17 protein-coding genes and 1 pseudogene are annotated in these 15,411 nt (G+C 37.3%); 9 read left to right on the top strand and 9 right to left on the bottom strand.

Annotated features, from left to right (window positions below; genetic code table 11):
- Positions 1–109 precede the first annotated feature (109 nt).
- Positions 110–784: an ABC transporter ATP-binding protein gene (locus CLV62_RS19785; protein WP_110312504.1), complete on the top strand. Its 675-nt coding sequence runs from the start codon at positions 110–112 to the stop codon at positions 782–784.
- Between the two features lie 87 nt (positions 785–871).
- On the opposite strand, the gene CLV62_RS19780 is transcribed toward CLV62_RS19785, so the two are convergent.
- The 3 genes and pseudogenes from CLV62_RS19780 to CLV62_RS22390 all read right to left on the bottom strand — a co-directional run.
- A complete protein-coding gene (locus CLV62_RS19780) occupies positions 872–1,096 on the bottom strand; it encodes an SRPBCC family protein (protein ID WP_110312503.1) in 225 nt (74 codons plus the stop codon).
- Positions 1,089–1,415 carry a relaxase/mobilization nuclease domain-containing protein gene (locus CLV62_RS19775; protein WP_394337218.1) on the bottom strand — a complete coding sequence of 109 codons (327 nt, stop codon included), beginning with the start codon at positions 1,413–1,415 and terminating at the stop codon, positions 1,089–1,091. The genes CLV62_RS19780 and CLV62_RS19775 overlap by 8 nt, the downstream gene beginning before the upstream one ends.
- A pseudogene (locus tag CLV62_RS22390) lies at positions 1,401–1,562 on the bottom strand (plasmid mobilization protein); the annotation flags it as partial. The pseudogene CLV62_RS22390 and the gene CLV62_RS19775, both read right to left, overlap by 15 nt.
- Positions 1,563–2,793: 1,231 nt before the next feature.
- Here CLV62_RS22390 and CLV62_RS21590 point away from each other — a divergent pair.
- The 5 genes from CLV62_RS21590 (at position 2,794) to CLV62_RS19760 (ending at position 5,720) form a co-directional block, all read left to right on the top strand.
- A complete protein-coding gene (locus CLV62_RS21590; RefSeq protein ID WP_146212804.1) occupies positions 2,794–3,036 on the top strand; it encodes a hypothetical protein in 243 nt (80 codons plus the stop codon).
- Between the two features lie 8 nt (positions 3,037–3,044).
- Positions 3,045–3,590 carry a DUF5106 domain-containing protein gene (locus CLV62_RS22105; protein WP_245904145.1) on the top strand — a complete coding sequence of 182 codons (546 nt, stop codon included), beginning with the start codon at positions 3,045–3,047 and terminating at the stop codon, positions 3,588–3,590.
- The gene (locus CLV62_RS22100; RefSeq protein WP_245904144.1) at positions 3,590–4,027 is read left to right on the top strand and encodes a thioredoxin family protein; all 438 of its coding nucleotides are present in this window, start codon (positions 3,590–3,592) and stop codon (positions 4,025–4,027) included. Before CLV62_RS22105 ends, CLV62_RS22100 begins: the two co-directional genes overlap by 1 nt.
- 10 nt (positions 4,028–4,037) lie before the next feature.
- Entirely contained in the window at positions 4,038–4,463 is a 426-nt protein-coding gene (locus tag CLV62_RS19765; RefSeq protein WP_110312502.1) for a bactofilin family protein, read from the top strand.
- A gap of 360 nt (positions 4,464–4,823) precedes the next feature.
- Positions 4,824–5,720 carry an RteC domain-containing protein gene (locus CLV62_RS19760; RefSeq protein WP_110312501.1) on the top strand — a complete coding sequence of 299 codons (897 nt, stop codon included), beginning with the start codon at positions 4,824–4,826 and terminating at the stop codon, positions 5,718–5,720.
- A gap of 143 nt (positions 5,721–5,863) precedes the next feature.
- On the opposite strand, the gene CLV62_RS19755 is transcribed toward CLV62_RS19760, so the two are convergent.
- Both CLV62_RS19755 and CLV62_RS19750 read right to left on the bottom strand, forming a co-directional pair.
- Positions 5,864–6,664: a KilA-N domain-containing protein gene (locus tag CLV62_RS19755; RefSeq protein ID WP_110312500.1), complete on the bottom strand. Its 801-nt coding sequence runs from the start codon at positions 6,662–6,664 to the stop codon at positions 5,864–5,866.
- A gap of 244 nt (positions 6,665–6,908) precedes the next feature.
- Positions 6,909–7,886 (bottom strand): TolC family protein, encoded by a 978-nt coding sequence (locus CLV62_RS19750; RefSeq protein WP_110312499.1) that lies wholly within the window; start codon positions 7,884–7,886, stop codon positions 6,909–6,911.
- Between the two features lie 461 nt (positions 7,887–8,347).
- Here CLV62_RS19750 and CLV62_RS19745 point away from each other — a divergent pair, with 461 nt between their 5' ends.
- Together CLV62_RS19745 and CLV62_RS19740 are read left to right on the top strand one after the other, a co-directional pair.
- Positions 8,348–9,616 (top strand): site-specific integrase, encoded by a 1,269-nt coding sequence (locus tag CLV62_RS19745; protein WP_110312517.1) that lies wholly within the window; start codon positions 8,348–8,350, stop codon positions 9,614–9,616.
- A 91-nt stretch (positions 9,617–9,707) separates the two neighbouring features.
- A complete protein-coding gene (locus tag CLV62_RS19740) occupies positions 9,708–10,976 on the top strand; it encodes an ATP-binding protein (protein ID WP_110312498.1) in 1,269 nt (422 codons plus the stop codon).
- A 54-nt stretch (positions 10,977–11,030) separates the two neighbouring features.
- Here CLV62_RS19740 and CLV62_RS19735 read toward each other — a convergent pair whose 3' ends face one another.
- From CLV62_RS19735 to CLV62_RS19725, 3 genes are all read right to left on the bottom strand, one after another.
- On the bottom strand, positions 11,031–11,654 hold the full coding sequence (locus CLV62_RS19735; protein ID WP_110312497.1) for a DUF4435 domain-containing protein: 624 nt from the start codon (positions 11,652–11,654) through the stop codon (positions 11,031–11,033).
- Complete coding sequence (locus CLV62_RS19730) at positions 11,641–12,933, bottom strand: OLD family protein (protein ID WP_110312496.1); 1,293 nt, start codon at positions 12,931–12,933, stop codon at positions 11,641–11,643. Before CLV62_RS19730 ends, CLV62_RS19735 begins: the two co-directional genes overlap by 14 nt.
- A 69-nt stretch (positions 12,934–13,002) precedes the next feature.
- Positions 13,003–13,419 carry a helix-turn-helix domain-containing protein gene (locus tag CLV62_RS19725; protein ID WP_185144279.1) on the bottom strand — a complete coding sequence of 139 codons (417 nt, stop codon included), beginning with the start codon at positions 13,417–13,419 and terminating at the stop codon, positions 13,003–13,005.
- 196 nt (positions 13,420–13,615) lie between these two features.
- On the opposite strand from CLV62_RS19725, the gene CLV62_RS19720 reads away from it, so the two are divergent.
- Positions 13,616–14,023 (top strand): hypothetical protein, encoded by a 408-nt coding sequence (locus tag CLV62_RS19720; protein WP_110312494.1) that lies wholly within the window; start codon positions 13,616–13,618, stop codon positions 14,021–14,023.
- Positions 14,024–14,068: 45 nt separating this feature from the next.
- On the opposite strand, the gene mobV is transcribed toward CLV62_RS19720, so the two are convergent.
- On the bottom strand, positions 14,069–15,411 hold a 1,343-nt coding region (gene mobV / locus CLV62_RS19715), incomplete at its 5' end, for a MobV family relaxase (protein ID WP_110312493.1).

Genomic DNA, 15,411 nt, shown 5'->3' with positions numbered 1-15,411 from the left:
GACAAAGTCGTTGTATAGCGAATTACCGGAACAAGAAATTCTAGTGATGATTTTAGAATAAAAAATACAGAAATAATTTATTTACAATCGATAAAAAACAATTATAGCTATGATTAAAACAGAAAACCTGCAAAAAGTGTTTCGTACCGACGAAGTCGAAACATGGGCACTGAATAATATCACTCTGGAAATAAAAGAAGGCGAATTTGTCGCCATCATGGGACCATCGGGATGTGGTAAATCAACACTACTGAATATAGTGGGGTTACTCGATAGCCCAACAGGAGGGAAATATTTCTTGAACGGAACAGATGTCAGCAATTATAAAGAATCGCAATGTACCAAGCTCCGCAAAGGAGTTATCGGGTTTGTTTTTCAAAGTTTCAATTTGATTGATGAGCTGAATGTATTTGAGAATATAGAGCTACCATTGTTATACATGGGATTCCCTTCATCGGAACGAAAGGTAAAAGTGCGGCAGGCGATGGACAGAATGCAAATAAGCCATCGGGAGAAACATTTTCCTCAACAACTATCGGGAGGTCAGCAACAGCGCGTTGCCATAGCCCGTGCAGTCGTAGCCAATCCCAAACTGATTTTGGCAGACGAGCCAACGGGTAACCTGGATTCCCGCAACGGAAAGGAAGTTATGGACTTATTAACCGAACTCAACAACGACGGTACTAGCATCGTGATGGTAACTCATAGCCAGCATGATGCGGAATATGCTTCGAGAATCGTCAATCTCTTTGACGGGCAATTAGTTTCGCAAGTCAAGTTATAAAAAGCGTCTGACAGAGTTGTCGGAGTAACACGGAGTAAAACAGAAAAACTCCGTGAAACTCCTTTTATTCTGTGGTTAAATAAAAAGTCAAGACAACTTCTGTATAAGATAATCTATTCTTTCAGGTATTTTTCCCACATAATCCTTAAGTAAACTTTTGATGATATCATTCCATCCCACAACAAAGCTGTCTCTTTCCATATTGGAGTCGTCTCCGCTAAATGACTTTACACTCTCATGCGTTAGTATCACTTTTGTTTTGCCTTTAAGTTCAGACAATTCAAAGCTTGCAATAGAGTATCCATCATTCATAATCGGGGGATTTTTTATGATGCCTGACAATAATATACTGCGTATTTTTAATACCCTTTTCCTCCATATACTCCTTAGCCAGTTGAAAAAAATCATAGGTCATTCTTGCTGTATCTTCAAGCGAGAAGGATATCGGGATATGTCCGACAGGTTGTTTTATCTCCTTCCTGCCTGAACGCTGTACAGCAAAGCTGCGGATAATACTCTTGGCACTATCCGCAAACACTCCCTCTGCTTCGAGTAGCTCATGTGAATCATTCATCACATAACGCACACAGCCACCGAAACCTTTCCCCTTGATACCCGAAAGTTTACGCATCATATCTAATTCCTCCACTGTAAAACGTGATTTCACACCTCCGCTTAAAGTCATTTTTCTCGCATATCGGGTAGCAGTTAGCCCCACTTTCAATGCTCTCCGCTGTACGATTGTGTAATCTTCGGGAGCCAATTTGAGGTTTATTGACTTCGATAATTTGTCCTTCTCCTTTCTCGGACGACCTACATTTTTCTTTTTAGTTCCCTGCGAGACTTTCCGCTATTGCTTTACACTACACAGCAAAAAGACTCTCGGTCAGAGAAGTGAAGCGTATTTTGAAATACACTTCTGCCCAATCTTCGATTCTAATGTTCTGTTTCCATCTCAATACAAAGAAATAGGAAGCCAATAAAACGGCAAGATCGAAGCCCTGGCGGGTTTTATCGGAAATCTGCGTTCATGCGAACAGTATTTCCTGATAAAAACCTTGCCTATTTTATTTTGCTTCCCAAAAGTGGTGTATATAAGATGTTAAAAAAAGAAGAGTATGAAATTGAGGGGGTGTCCGGATTGGAGGGGCTATTCTGGCAGAAAAGAGTGTTTATTTATCCGATTCATTACCAATACAATAAACCCCTTTCCTATCCCTGCACTTTGTTGTCCTGTCAAGCCTATCAAAACAGCTGTATTCGGGTATATGAGACATCATTTACCCATCGGGTCAAAGCAGAGAGTACGCATCAATTTACATTTTTGTTGATACAGTCTACTGTCTTCACAATAGAATAAATATTTTTATCCTTCCCTCTTCATTAATCTAGCCGAATACGGTGCCAACAAATTCATTCTTTGAGGCTCTAAAAACATCATTTTCCGCATTTTTATCAAAAAATCTCATGTCCATTATAATCAATGTTTGTGGTAGTATTTGGCGTTGATTGGCTTAGCAGCTACTAAGCCAATTGCTTAGCTAATCGATTTGTTATCTGGTTGGTTAATAGGTTAATAGGCTAATGGCTTAACTGCCAAGCTCACAAGCAAACGAATTGACTAGCTAGTTAATCGGTAAGCAGACCAACCAAGTCTCTGGCCAACAAGCCAACAAGCTAATCAACCGGCTAATCAGCTATCCGGTTAACCGGTTAGCCGGATAGCCATATATACAGCTCATAATTAGCGATATACATTTTATTAAATAAAGGCACATTCAGGACTTACTACCTATATTCGGCAGGAACGCTTCTCTTTTTTGAATGAAGAGTATGGGAGGTTGAAATGGAGCGACTAATCAGTGAATAATGATCAATCAACAATCAACGTCAATCCCCCAACTGAAAGAAAGTAATGAGAGGGAGCTTAAAAAAGACTTTGCGTCTTTGCGTCCTTTGCGTTTAAAAACAACTAGCATTTTGAAGAAAAACTTATAATACTATCAAACATGGAACTTGCAAAAATAAAGAAACGATTAGCTTATGCGGCGGCATTTCTGATTATGCTTTCGTCGCATTACCTGATAAATGAAATCCGTCCCGACAGACAATACAGGACTGAGGCAAATAGCACAAAATCATTTACTCTGTGTATGGATTACATCGCCGGGGCAGAGTATTACCGACTGAACTGTCCCGTATGTCGAAAGCTGATAGACGCTCTGAGTGTTAACACCACCCTTAACAGATAACAATAAGAATGAAACATAACATAAACCTCCCCTCTGTATTGGTCTGGATAATCTATCCCGTAACCTTTACCCTCTTCATTATTTTTTGTTTTATGACCTGTAACAGCAAACCATTAGGTAGCAAAGATGCAAAAGTATCTACCCAAAATCAGACACCCGGGTTTGTGATGGTATCCATACCCGACAGCCTTAAACAGCCTAAAGACAGGGCTGAGTATCTCGTAAACCATTACTGGGACAACTTCAATTTTTCAGATACAAGCTATACACATCTGCCCGAAGTAACCGAACAGGCATTTGCCAACTACATCGAAATATTACCGCATACCCAAAAAGAAATCGCAGATACCTCTATCAACACATTGCTCAACAAAGCCAAAGAAGAACAAACAGGAACGATGTACCCTTACTTCTGTGACCTGTTCAAAAAATACCTGTATGAACCGAACTCTCCTCTGCGTAACGATGACTTCTATATACCCGTTGTCCGATATATCATAAACGACAGTATAAGCGATGAAGCGGAGAAAGAGCGTGCAAATTCCAATTGGTGATGATGCTGAAAAACCGTATCGGAGAACAGGCAACCGATTTCAGTTACACACTCGCATCGGGAAAAACAGGGACACTTCATCAAGTCAAGAGTGACTATAGCCTGCTCTTATTCTACAATCCCGACTGTCATGCCTGTGAAGAAACGATTGCAGGGATAAAAGCATCGCCCATACTCAGCCAACTTATACAAAGCAAAACACTTACGATACTCTCTTTTTACCCTGATGCCGATATAGCGATATGGAAAAAGCACCTGATCGATATTCCAAAAGATTGGATCAACGGCTATGATAAAGAGCTTGCGGTACAGAACAAACGTTTGTACGACCTTAAAGCCATTCCTTCGCTTTACCTGCTGGATAAGAATAAGAACGTGCTTTTAAAAGATACGGAACTCACACTGATTGAAGAATACTTAAAAACAAAGAATAAATAAGAAATAAATAATGTGGAACATAGCTAAAAGGAAAAACAACTCTACGATGGTTGAATATAGCTGTTTTTCAGCGAGTGTAATTATCGAAGGCAATCTGAACGGCAATGACAATATACGCATTGACGGAATAATAACCGGCAATATCAGTTGTTCGGCAAAGATTGTCGTAGGACAAAAGGGAATCGTTACAGGCGATATAAACTGTGCGGAGATAGAAGTATCGGGAAGTCTGACGGGCAATGTGCAGGTAACAGAACTGCTGCTACTGCACGCCAACTCCACTTATCAAGGCAATGCTTTGGTCAAAGAGATTCAGATAGAGCCGGGAGCTGTTTTTTTCGGCACTTGTAAAATGCCATCCTCCCGATCTGCCCGGATTGGTGACGAACCCGGGCATCATCTGATGAATATATTAACCAAAAATAAAGACCATTAAAAACCAACCAATCAATAATATGAACAAATATAATTTACTCCCAATCAAAGCACTGATCGTAATAATAGCTCTCGGCATTGCAGTGACAGCAATGACCGTATTAACGATTCTTTGCCTTACAGCCACGAGTGCTTTTGGTTAAAGCATCAACCTGCACTTTGCTTTACCGGACAACAAAAGCAGAGCGATTTAAAAAGGGACACAACTAAACAATCAAATTAAAAGCAGACCAAACAACAAAGCTCAAATTGAATAGGAATAAATACCTGCCCATGAATTAACGTGCCGCCCGATAGCAATGTTCATCCCAAATGACAGCTTTCAAGGAGGTATAATTAAAAACTCATAAAAACAGTATTTATGAAACAATTTGTGAAATCACTTCAACAGGAAGTGCAGGCAAAGCTTTGCCGTATCGAAAAACAAGAGGGAGATGTATTGAAGAAAATGCATGACGGAGTCCTGTGTCTGGAAGAATCTTTCGTACGTCTGAAAACATTTATGAAGGCTTACAGCTTTGAGGATGGGTCGCAGGAAATCCTGTTCTTCAAAAAGTACAAACCCGAACTGGCCTGTCACCTGATCTTTTACCGCAAGAAGTACAGCATCGAACTTAGCCGCCCGGCGGGAGGACATGCGGGTCAGATCACCTATTTGGAAAAAGAGCTGTCCCGCATCCGTGACTACTTCGACAAGACGGCAAGTTTCTACTGTTACTACCGCTCAGGCGGTACCCATCTGGATCACCTTTATTTTCTACGCCGCAAACCCTGTATCGGAATGCACCTCGAATCGTTCTGCGACGAGCGTGACCCGTCGTTTTCGACTGTCGCTGATTTTCAGGTGGCCAAGATACGGGCGAACGAACTGCTGGAGGATTACCTCAAGGAAAAGATTTGGAGTCTCCAACAAGAGCCAAACCAAGACGAGCTGTATGCCCTGCCTAAAACAAAAGTGACTTGGACAAGCAAAAAGATCGATTTGCTGGAACTAATCTATGAGCTTTATTGTGCCCGGTCATTGAATAACGGACAGATCAGTATAAACAAACTGGTGGCATATTTTGAATCCGTATTCAATATCGATCTGTCTTCCACTTCCGAGCGAGCGTGGTATAATCTGACCATCCGGGAAAACCCCACCACTTTTTTGGATAGGATGCGTAAGCTCTTTCGGGAAAGGATGGAGGATGAATACCGGAAGAATACCGGCAAGAATAAAGGGAAGAAACCCGAAGATGATGACGATAACAGCTGAATCTCGGGGTAGATAAAAACAATTAGTTGAGTACTGTTTTTTTACGTAACTCTACTTCTGACAAATGAAAACAGGCTCCGGGTCTTTTCCCGAAGCCTGTTTTGTATTTTACATTATTTACTTTTTTCTCAAAAAACACAATTTTATTTCAGTAATTTGCGACTCTCCACCTCCTGCAATATCCTCATCTGTTGAATGGCTATCTGATTTAATTTGAGTAATCTATCTTTTTGAATCATATCCTCATTGATAAAAACGGCATTGATATTCTCCATATTGGAGAGGCATATAAGTTCGTTGATAGTTGCGTAGTCCCGGATATTGCCTTTCAAATCGGGGTTTGCATCCCGCCACTGTTTGGCAGTTATACCAAACAATGCTACGTTCAGTACGTCAGCTTCATTGGCATATACGATGGATATTTGTTGTGGTGTCAGCTCATCGGGGATAAGGTTGTGCTTAACCGCATCGGTATGGATATGGTAATTTATCTTTGATAGTTCCCTCTTCGCCGACCAACCGAGTTGATCCTGTTCTCGCTCTTTGAGATTTTGAAACTCACGGATCAGATACACCTTAAACTCAGGACTTATCCACATGGCAAACTCGAAAGCTACATCTTTGTGTGCATATGTTCCGCCATAACGACCCGCCTTAGAGATAATACCAATCGCATTGGTTCTTTCCGCCCACTCTTTAGCACTCAGGCGAAAACTATTTAGTCCGGCATAACTTTTAATTGTGTCGAATTCGGCACAATTAAAAGTTGGGTTGTTTACCTTTTCCCAAATACCAAGAAATTCTATTGTATTTCTGTTCCTCAGCCAGCTGGAAATAAAGAATTCTCCCTCTTTGGCTTTTATCATATCAGTCAATGAAATGTAATCGTTTTCATCATTGGTAATTATGGTTACCTCGGTTTCCTGTACTTTTATTTTTGCCATACTTCTTAAATTTTTCCTAAACTCCTCATTTTCGATGGGTTTAGAATTTATCCTGTAAAATTAGTTGAAAATGTTGATATTCTTTGTGCTTGTTGCCTTTTAGTGGATCGAATTCGATCCCCCTGAAAGTTAGTTTATCAGTTCAGCATTGCCTTCTGCAAAGGCAATACCAGCACTTCCGTTATGTCGTGCCTGGCTACCTTCTTCATTACCCAATTGCGGAATCTCTCCGTCTTTTCTTATTTTATATGAAATGCAACAGCACTCTGTTATTTTCCAGAATCGCTATTTTACGGTAATTTAAATTCTTTTGTTTTCCATCATAAAGAAGGACAATAACCGAGAATCCAAAACTTGCTCCGAAATTCTTCTGGGGTTGAAACGCTAAAGACGAGCGGTAACCGGCATCTACAAATACATCAATTTTAGGACGATAAGCCATATCTATTGTAGCTTTATCGTTGATTAATTTTAAGCTGTCTATTTCAAACTGTTTGAAGAAAACCGACTCTTCATTATTAGAAATTTCTTTAAGGAATAAAACCGGTTCTGCCAATCCTTCGACTTCTGCCATATGAATACCACAGAGGTAATTAAGAATGCCGAAGTTTGTTTGGTAAACCATTTCAAGTTGTTTTATTTTTATTATCTGCTCTTGGTAGTTAACCAAAAAAGACAAATAATCGGTTTGTTTATAAACATTCTTTTCTGTCAGCTTTTTTAATGCTTTTTCTTCCTTAGTTGATATTTCGTTTATTTCTCGGTAGAGGTCTAAATCCTGCTGATTTCCGTAAGTCAGCAGATACTGATCGATAACTGTTCGTTCCAAATCTTTCGAGGATATCTTCGCCGCATTTTTAAGTCTTTCCTTCTCGATATGAACCGACTGGAATTGCGTCTTCATATTTTTACCACCTAATATGGTTTTGCTAAGAATTACCGTAGCAGCTATATCCGATCCGTTGGTTACAACTTCATCGTATCCATAACCTGATATAACAGGAGCATGGCTATTGACGCTCGCAAAATTTAATTGAGGCAGGTTGGCACTTTTTATCAGCAGGCTATCCAGTGTGCTTATCTCCTGCTGGCTGTGAGCCTCTTTAAGCAGCGGGCTATTTGATAAAGCAGCCTGAATAAAATAGCTGAGATCTTTCTGCTGCCCGTTTACCGGTAAAGCCGTTAACATCAATAACAAAGAGAAAAAGCCTATTCTACTCATTAATTCCACGCTTGACTTTATTTGAAAAATTAAAAGACAACTCTTTAATCGGTATCAAATATACCGGCTGAATTCTGTAGGAATTTTGAATCTGGAAATAATACAGCAGGTAGCGTAAAATTCAAAATGTCTACGAAATTGACTACTATTTTTGAGCGAATATTTTACTTAAGAAAGTGATGCTCAAAAAAATATTACCATACGAACGTGATTTGTTTTTCCTGATCAATAGCTCCCATACAAGCTTTTGGGATAATGTTATGTGGCTATTTTCAGGTTCAATCATATGGATTCCTATAATCCTCTTCTTTTTGATCTCCCTTGTTTATAAGAAAAAATGGAAGGAATGGTTACCTGTTTTAATTGCAATAGTGCTTTTATTCGTTTTTTGTGATCAGTTTTCTTCTCATATCTGCAAGCCTTTATTTACTCGACTTCGCCCGACGCATCATCCTGATTTCATGAACGATGTAAGAACTTTATATGGTTATGTTAAGAAAGACTATGATTCAAAATCAGGTTTGACTCCACTTTATGTTCGTTATAACTATGATCGGACAAAGCGGACTTTAATATCAACTGGATTCTCTATAAAATATGAGCATTGGGATGATAAAAAGAAGTGCGTGAAAAGGGTTTGTCCCGAGTATGACGAAATAGAAGTAGTCTTGAATAAGATATATATGCGTCTTTCAAATATTTTAGCATTTGCTAATGAGAATGATCTAGACCCCACTATAGATTTTATACTTAAGGAATTGGCTGTAGAGCGAGAGTACGAACAAAAACAAGCTAGAATCAACATGTTTGACTTACTTGAAAAGTATATTGTAGAAAAAACACCTATGGTATCTATAGATCAAGTCAAAGACTACAAGACTTTAAGGAAACATTTGACTAATTTCAAAGAATACTCCTCACAGCCTGTTACATTTCGTAACCTGAATATGAAGTTCTATAATGAGTTTATGGACTATCTTTCTAATAAAGCCGTAAAACGTGATGGAGCAGTGGGATTATTAACCAACTCGGCAGGAAAGGTTATTCGATTGCTAAAAGGCTTTGTGAACTATCAAGTTGCAAAAAAAGTAATTCCGCCAGTTGATCTAAAAGTGTTCAAAGTCGTAGAGGAAGAAACAGATGCTATTGCTTTAAATGAAAAAGAACTAGGAATCATATATAATTTAGATTTAAGAGAAGATAAAGAATTGGAAGAAATACGGGATGTATTTATTGTTGGATGTTACACAGGGCTTCGATATAGTGATCTTTCCACTCTCACATCTGATCATATTGATTTGAATATGGAAGTAATCAGCCTTAAGCAACGCAAGGTACATAAAGCCGTTATTATTCCAATGATTGACTATGTACCTGATATTCTCAAAAAATACAATTACGAACTCCCTCAGATAAGCAGTTATAAATTTAATGAACGGGTCAAAGAAATAGGGCAGAAAGCTAAATTGAAGCAAAAAGTAGAAATTGTCCGTAAAAAAGGGAATACTCGTGTAAGTAATATTTATGAAAAATGGCAATTAATATCTTCTCATACGTGTCGCCGTTCGTTTTGTACAAATATGTACCTCTCGGGATTCCCTGCCGAAGAGCTAATGAAAATATCGGGACACAAAAGCCTTGCTGCATTTATGCGTTATATCAAGGTCGATAATTTTCAGGCTGCCAATAGGCTTAAAGCGTTGAGAAATGGCTTGAATAAGGTAAAATAATCTATTATATAGAATATAATTTTGTTTTAATACGTTGCAATATATTCGAGTGTGAAAGAATATTTGTACATTTGAAGAAATAAATTCAGTCATGGACGATAAATTTGCATCTTTAGAAAAATATAACTTCTGGAACGGAAATGTTCCTGAATTGGGATTTACACGTAAGGATTACACCGATAAGATTTTTGATTATACCGGAAATAAGTTAATCAAGGTACTGGTTGGGCAACGCCGTGCAGGAAAAAGCTATATCCTTCGCCAAATAGCACATAGACTCATTAGTGAAGGAGTTAATCCGAAAAATATTTTCTATATCAATAAAGAATTCACGGATTTTGATTTTATCGGAAATTATAAAGATCTCAGGACTTTGCTCAATCTATATAAAGATAAGTTACAACCTTCGGGGAAGGTATATCTTTTCATTGACGAGATTCAAAATGTAGAGGGATGGGAACATTTTGTCAATTCTCATTCACAGGATTATGTAGACAGTTATGAAATATTTATAAGCGGGTCTAACTCTAAGATGTTATCGGGAGAACTGGCAACTTTATTATCAGGGCGATATGTGAATTTTGAAATATTACCGTTCAGCTTCAATGAATATGTAGGTATAACGAATGCAACTGTTTCAAAGCAAAGCTATATTGATTATATGGAAAGTGGGGCTTTGCCAGAGTTGTTTGTTTTGCCTAATGTTGAGACTAAACGTAATTATATATCCGCAATCAAAGACACTGTACTTTTACGAGACATTATACAACGCCATAATATCAAAGATCCCAAATTATTGGAAGATATTTTTGTCTATTTGGTAAACAACGCTGCTAATCTGGTATCAATAACCAATATCGTTAATTTCTTTAAAAGTAATAAACGAAAGACGACTTATGATACACTTTCTAATTACATCGGTTTCATAGAAGATACATTTCTGGTTCATAAGGTCGAACGATATGACATTAGAGGAAAGGATACCATTTCGGGGAACTGCAAATATTACATTAATGACTTGTCTTTCAAGAATTATCTGTATCCCGGATTTGGCTATGGTATAGGTTATAAATTAGAGAACCTTATTTATCTGGAGCTTCGCAGAGCAGGATATGAGGTATATGTTGGTGCAATGAGAGATAAAGAGGTTGATTTCGTTGCTAAAAAAGGGGATCGTGTCATTTATCTTCAAAGTACGTATCTAATGGCTGACGAACAAACCGCCAAACGTGAATATGCACCATTGGAAGCTATACAGGATAATTATGAAAAGTTTGTTGTTTCTCTGGATGATATTTCTCTGCCTTCTAATGAGGGCATAAAGCATATTCAGGCGTGGAATCTGGGGGCGATTTTATAGAAAAAAAAAGCTTACTAGGATACACTCTCTTTTAATGCTTTTATTTTGTTTTGGTTAGACATTTATGGCGTTAATGTCTATTGGGAAACTTTTAAGGATAGCATTTTGAACTTCATAATTGTGCTTTAGGAAATACAATGCCCTTTCTCTGAAATTTGAAATCTTAAAATGTTTATTTGCAATCGTTGACAAGCCTTTGTTGTTAAATACTTTTATTGCATTAGTATAGTCTTTTATTCTTATGATTTTATCTAATTCAGCATTTCGTTCTTCATACCAAGTATCAATATTTATTTTTGATTTGAATTCTTTAAAATTTTGGATAATTTCATCCTTTGTATTGGCTTTATTAACATGTGATTCTGAGAAATAATGATTGACCTTTGATGTAATATAATTTGAAATTTGAAGTTCTTTTTGTAATTCTAAAGTATTTATTATCTCTTGTTTTATTGCCTCTACTAATTTTTCTTCATGATCGTATTTTGCTGCGAATAATTTCAAGAAATCTTCATCTAAAAATAAATTTTCAATTTCAGCATATGGTAATGAATATACACCCTTGTCCTTTAATGATGATAATTGGGATGGTACTCTGTGATCTGTATCGATTATTCCAATAGCCTTAGAGTGAAGATTAGGTATTATATTAAATGATTGTGTATCAGTTGATAACATCTTTACGTGTATTCACTGTGCAGACTGTTAGATTAGGAAATATTATTTCAAAAACTTGCTTGTCTAGACTCCTAACATCTGTACCTTCACAAAAAAGAATTTTTTTTCTACTTCCAAGCAATTTTAATAATAATTCGTCAGGAATTTTAGATTCAGGAAGATGCTCTATTTCCCAAATGTGCCTTGCCAGAATGTCATATTTAAATGATTTAATCCATGCCTTTTTTGCATTTACCCTGCAAGAAGCAAATTCTAAATCGTGTGTTAAATAAATAAACAAACAGTCAACTCTAATATCTTCCAGCTTGTTCCATAGCTGAGCGGTTACCGTTTTATGTAAATACATTTCAGGCTCATCAACAACTACAATACTATTTGCAGGAGCCTGTATTACATGGGCAATATTGTATAAAATAACTTTTTCTCCATCACTCATATTATAAAGAGAATAATTACTTATTCCATCACCTGATAATTGTAATTTATAGCCATTTTCACATGTTATCTTACGATGTTTTATTAGAGACTCCCAAATTTCGATAGCTTTTTCAAGGTTACTCTTTATAGAATAATCTGCTTTCTGACCCGATTTGTTCTGAGCATCTCGTTTGTGAATCATTTCATTATTCTCAGACAACAAATTGTCTAATACTATCTTAAAATCCCGCCCAAAATCTTGCATATACGTATATGGAACTGAGTCCTCTTTGCTTACATCAAAGGTTACTTTGCTATCCCTTGCTTTTTTTTGTAGCTCTTCTAGATTCTTTTTTGTAGTATTTGAACCTAAAAGTCCATTGTAGGATGGTACTATCATAATTTTTTGAGCCGGAATGACAACACCTGATTTTGATGTGATAATTTCTTTGAGCGTATTTGCTAGGATAGTTTTTCCGCTACCATTCGCTCCCACAATAACTATGTTAGAGTTGAAGTAGCCCAAATAAGAGAAAAGATAACGAACTCTAACTAACTTTTCTGTATAATCAAATGTTTCCCATGGTGTAAAATCGCTTCTATCAATGCCTTTATTGATGTTTTCGATAAATTGTTGAGTGCCTGAATTATACTTCGTAAGGATATCTGAAAAAAGAGCATAATAATACTCACTGATCAATTCCTTATCAATATCATCTCTAAACTGAATTAGTTCTTTCGACATTTGGATGATGCAATCAGGAAATTTATCATTCCATTGAATGGAAGAGCATTCTTTTGTAAGTTTAATCGCCTCATCTGTAATTGCTAGCAAGCTACTTTTGTCAATTATTTCACTCATAATTAGTTTGTTTCAAAATTACAATCTTAGGATTAGGCGTTTTGAATTTTAGTATGTAAACCAAATCCCTTACTTCCTCTCCTTCAACACCTCGTGCAACAAAAGAATCGTCTCCTCCTTCTCTTTCAACATCCTTTCATAAAGAGCAGTCTTTTCTTCGTAAAGCTCTACAACTTTATCAATAGGGTTAAATGTTGGATATGAGTTTAAGATGGCTGCATTATCTTTAAAATCAGTAAATGTACCTGAAAATATATTTATAGCAGTACCCTGTTCAAGCTCAGTAATAGCCTCCACGGGGATATCCAGCGCCTTCGCAATCCTCTCCAATATCTCCTGCTCTATCTTATCCTTCTTCTCATAACCCGATAAAGTCGCCTGTGACACACCTATCTGTTCGGCAAGAACATCCTGATTGATGTTACGCCATTCTCTCCAACGTCTCACGTTAGCACCATGATTGCTTTTCTTAACTGCTGCCTCCATTATTTATTTCTTTGTATATGATTTCATTAATACAAAAATAGAAATTAAATCCGAGTAATTTTTTATTTTTCCGTATAATATTTTAACACAAAAAGATAAATAATATCACATTCATTTCCAATATTATATTATCCTATTTAATAGATTATTGCATGTTACTGCTCTTCCTTTGTCCATCGAATAAATATAAAGCACTATGGAAAACATACATCAAGACAAATACAAAGCCTATTCAGAACAAATCACGTTAGGGCGTTTAGCTATAAATGCGTCTTTACAAACAGTTAAATCCGTATTCCTCAGTCGGGAACAATACGAAATACTCTATTCCTATAAAGACAAGAAAGAGACCAGTCTCGAAATTAGGTTTGACTCGTCCACATTAGTCTGCCTGTTCGATGGCAATAATATGTGTGAAGGTGTGTACCTGTTCTTAGACGATGTAGTGGATATCACTCATTGTATAGAATATTGCAATAATACATACTCCTGTGATGCGGTTCTTCAAGGCTGGGTAGTAAACAACTGTCTTATTCGGCTCAATACGGACAATAAGGAATGCGGTTTATTGATTCTGCCCATCAAAAAAGACAGGGGATCATAATTTGATCCCCTGTTCAACACTTGTAAATAAAAAGAGATGTCTTATTTATCTTCTCTGCCGCTGTCCATTCCTAGGTTGATTCACCTTTATGCCTAGATACTCAAAGAATTTCTGTTTCTGCTCCCTGAACCAACCGCTATACTCTTTTCCTTCAATAGCCAGAAATGGAGTATTGTCTTTTGGGCTTTTATCAATCGTTATTTTGGCATTATCAGCCTCAAAGTGCTGACCGTGTTCGGGAGAGAATAATTTACCTGTATAAAAGGCATCTTTACCCGAAAACGCTTGCTTGGCTATATGATAAGGCAATTGAATGGTCTCACACACTCGCAATATAAAATCATATTCTTTTAATGCAGGTATACAGTCGAACAGCTTATCCAGTTTACTCCTTAGAATATTGCTGGTGCTGTCCTTTTCAAGAATAGACCTGTCTTTTTCGGCAATGTCTTTTTTTGCCTGTTTGCTGACAGCTTCTTTCTCTTCCTGTAAGGTTTCAATTTCCTGTCTTAGCTCATTGTTTTCTGCTTCGAGCTTCTTGGCTTTGCGGTTTCCCATCAATGATCCTATACCATCCGAAATATTTTTAGCTGTTTTCTTCAAAGATTTTTCCACACCCAACATTTTTACTTCGGTTTTAGCTTCTTGAACTAGCTTTTGGTTTTCCTTCAGTTCACTCTGCTTTTTGTCAGCCTGTTCTTGCAGGGCAGACAAGCGAAGTTGCTCTTGTGCTTCTTTTTGCTGTAAAAGCTTGACGGCTTGCCGTTCCTGTTCTTTCTCCTGCTGCAACGAACCTATCTCCTCTTTTATGGTTTCGGTTTGTAAAAATATATTCCTGTAATATTCATACGTTTCTGTATGCTTCGCCTTCGACCCATCAATGCCTCTATCCAATCCGTAAGGTTTCATCCATTCCGCATACGAGTTCTGATATTCTTTAAGTTTATTCCTTGCCATCACATCATCGGCACACAATCGGGAGGTATCTTTACTTTTCTTCTTATACTCTTTCTTACCAAAGCTTATCTCTTGCTTCTTACTGTCCTTTACCTTTCTTCTTTCACCAGTTACTATAGGTACAACGGTTGCATGAATATGAGGTGTCTTCTCATCCATATGTAAAATGGCAGATACTAGGTTCTTTTCTCCGTAGGTTTGTTTTAACCAATCGATATTATCAGTACACCAGTTATCAAGGTTTCCTGACTCTTCGATTTCTTTCATATCTTCATGTGTACCTGAGAGCATAATACGAATGGCACGCACCTGATCTTTGGATATTTTTCTTTTAACATCCGCATTCTCTATTCTATGTTGTATAGCTTCTGTCCGGCTATTCACTCCTTCGGGAAAGTGTATTAATTCCTTATTGAGGTGTGTACGGGTTT

The sequence above is a fragment of the Indolivaga alginatilytica genome, assembly GCF_003201355.1.
Classification (GTDB): Bacteria; Bacteroidota; Bacteroidia; order Bacteroidales; family Dysgonomonadaceae; genus Dysgonomonas_A; species Dysgonomonas_A alginatilytica.
This window is presented reverse-complemented; position numbering and strand designations above follow the sequence as displayed.

Bases quoted from the DNA above. Each gene is read 5' to 3' on its own strand.
- CLV62_RS19725 (WP_185144279.1), bottom strand. From the start codon at position 13,419: ATGGAGGCAGCAGTTAAGAAAAGCAATCATGGTGCTAACGTGAGACGT.
- CLV62_RS19745 (WP_110312517.1), top strand. From the start codon at position 8,348: ATGAACGATGTAAGAACTTTATATGGTTATGTTAAGAAAGACTATGAT.
- CLV62_RS19780 (WP_110312503.1), bottom strand. From the start codon at position 1,096: ATGAATGATGGATACTCTATTGCAAGCTTTGAATTGTCTGAACTTAAA.
- CLV62_RS19735 (WP_110312497.1), bottom strand. From the start codon at position 11,654: ATGTTATCAACTGATACACAATCATTTAATATAATACCTAATCTTCAC.
- CLV62_RS22105 (WP_245904145.1), top strand. From the start codon at position 3,045: ATGAAACATAACATAAACCTCCCCTCTGTATTGGTCTGGATAATCTAT.
- CLV62_RS19785 (WP_110312504.1), top strand. From the start codon at position 110: ATGATTAAAACAGAAAACCTGCAAAAAGTGTTTCGTACCGACGAAGTC.
- CLV62_RS19740 (WP_110312498.1), top strand. From the start codon at position 9,708: ATGGACGATAAATTTGCATCTTTAGAAAAATATAACTTCTGGAACGGA.
- CLV62_RS19755 (WP_110312500.1), bottom strand. From the start codon at position 6,664: ATGGCAAAAATAAAAGTACAGGAAACCGAGGTAACCATAATTACCAAT.
- CLV62_RS19765 (WP_110312502.1), top strand. From the start codon at position 4,038: ATGTGGAACATAGCTAAAAGGAAAAACAACTCTACGATGGTTGAATAT.
- CLV62_RS19720 (WP_110312494.1), top strand. From the start codon at position 13,616: ATGGAAAACATACATCAAGACAAATACAAAGCCTATTCAGAACAAATC.
- CLV62_RS19775 (WP_394337218.1), bottom strand. From the start codon at position 1,415: ATGCGTAAACTTTCGGGTATCAAGGGGAAAGGTTTCGGTGGCTGTGTG.
- CLV62_RS21590 (WP_146212804.1), top strand. From the start codon at position 2,794: ATGGAACTTGCAAAAATAAAGAAACGATTAGCTTATGCGGCGGCATTT.
- CLV62_RS19760 (WP_110312501.1), top strand. From the start codon at position 4,824: ATGAAACAATTTGTGAAATCACTTCAACAGGAAGTGCAGGCAAAGCTT.
- CLV62_RS19750 (WP_110312499.1), bottom strand. From the start codon at position 7,886: ATGAGTAGAATAGGCTTTTTCTCTTTGTTATTGATGTTAACGGCTTTA.
- CLV62_RS22100 (WP_245904144.1), top strand. From the start codon at position 3,590: ATGATGCTGAAAAACCGTATCGGAGAACAGGCAACCGATTTCAGTTAC.
- CLV62_RS19730 (WP_110312496.1), bottom strand. From the start codon at position 12,933: ATGAGTGAAATAATTGACAAAAGTAGCTTGCTAGCAATTACAGATGAG.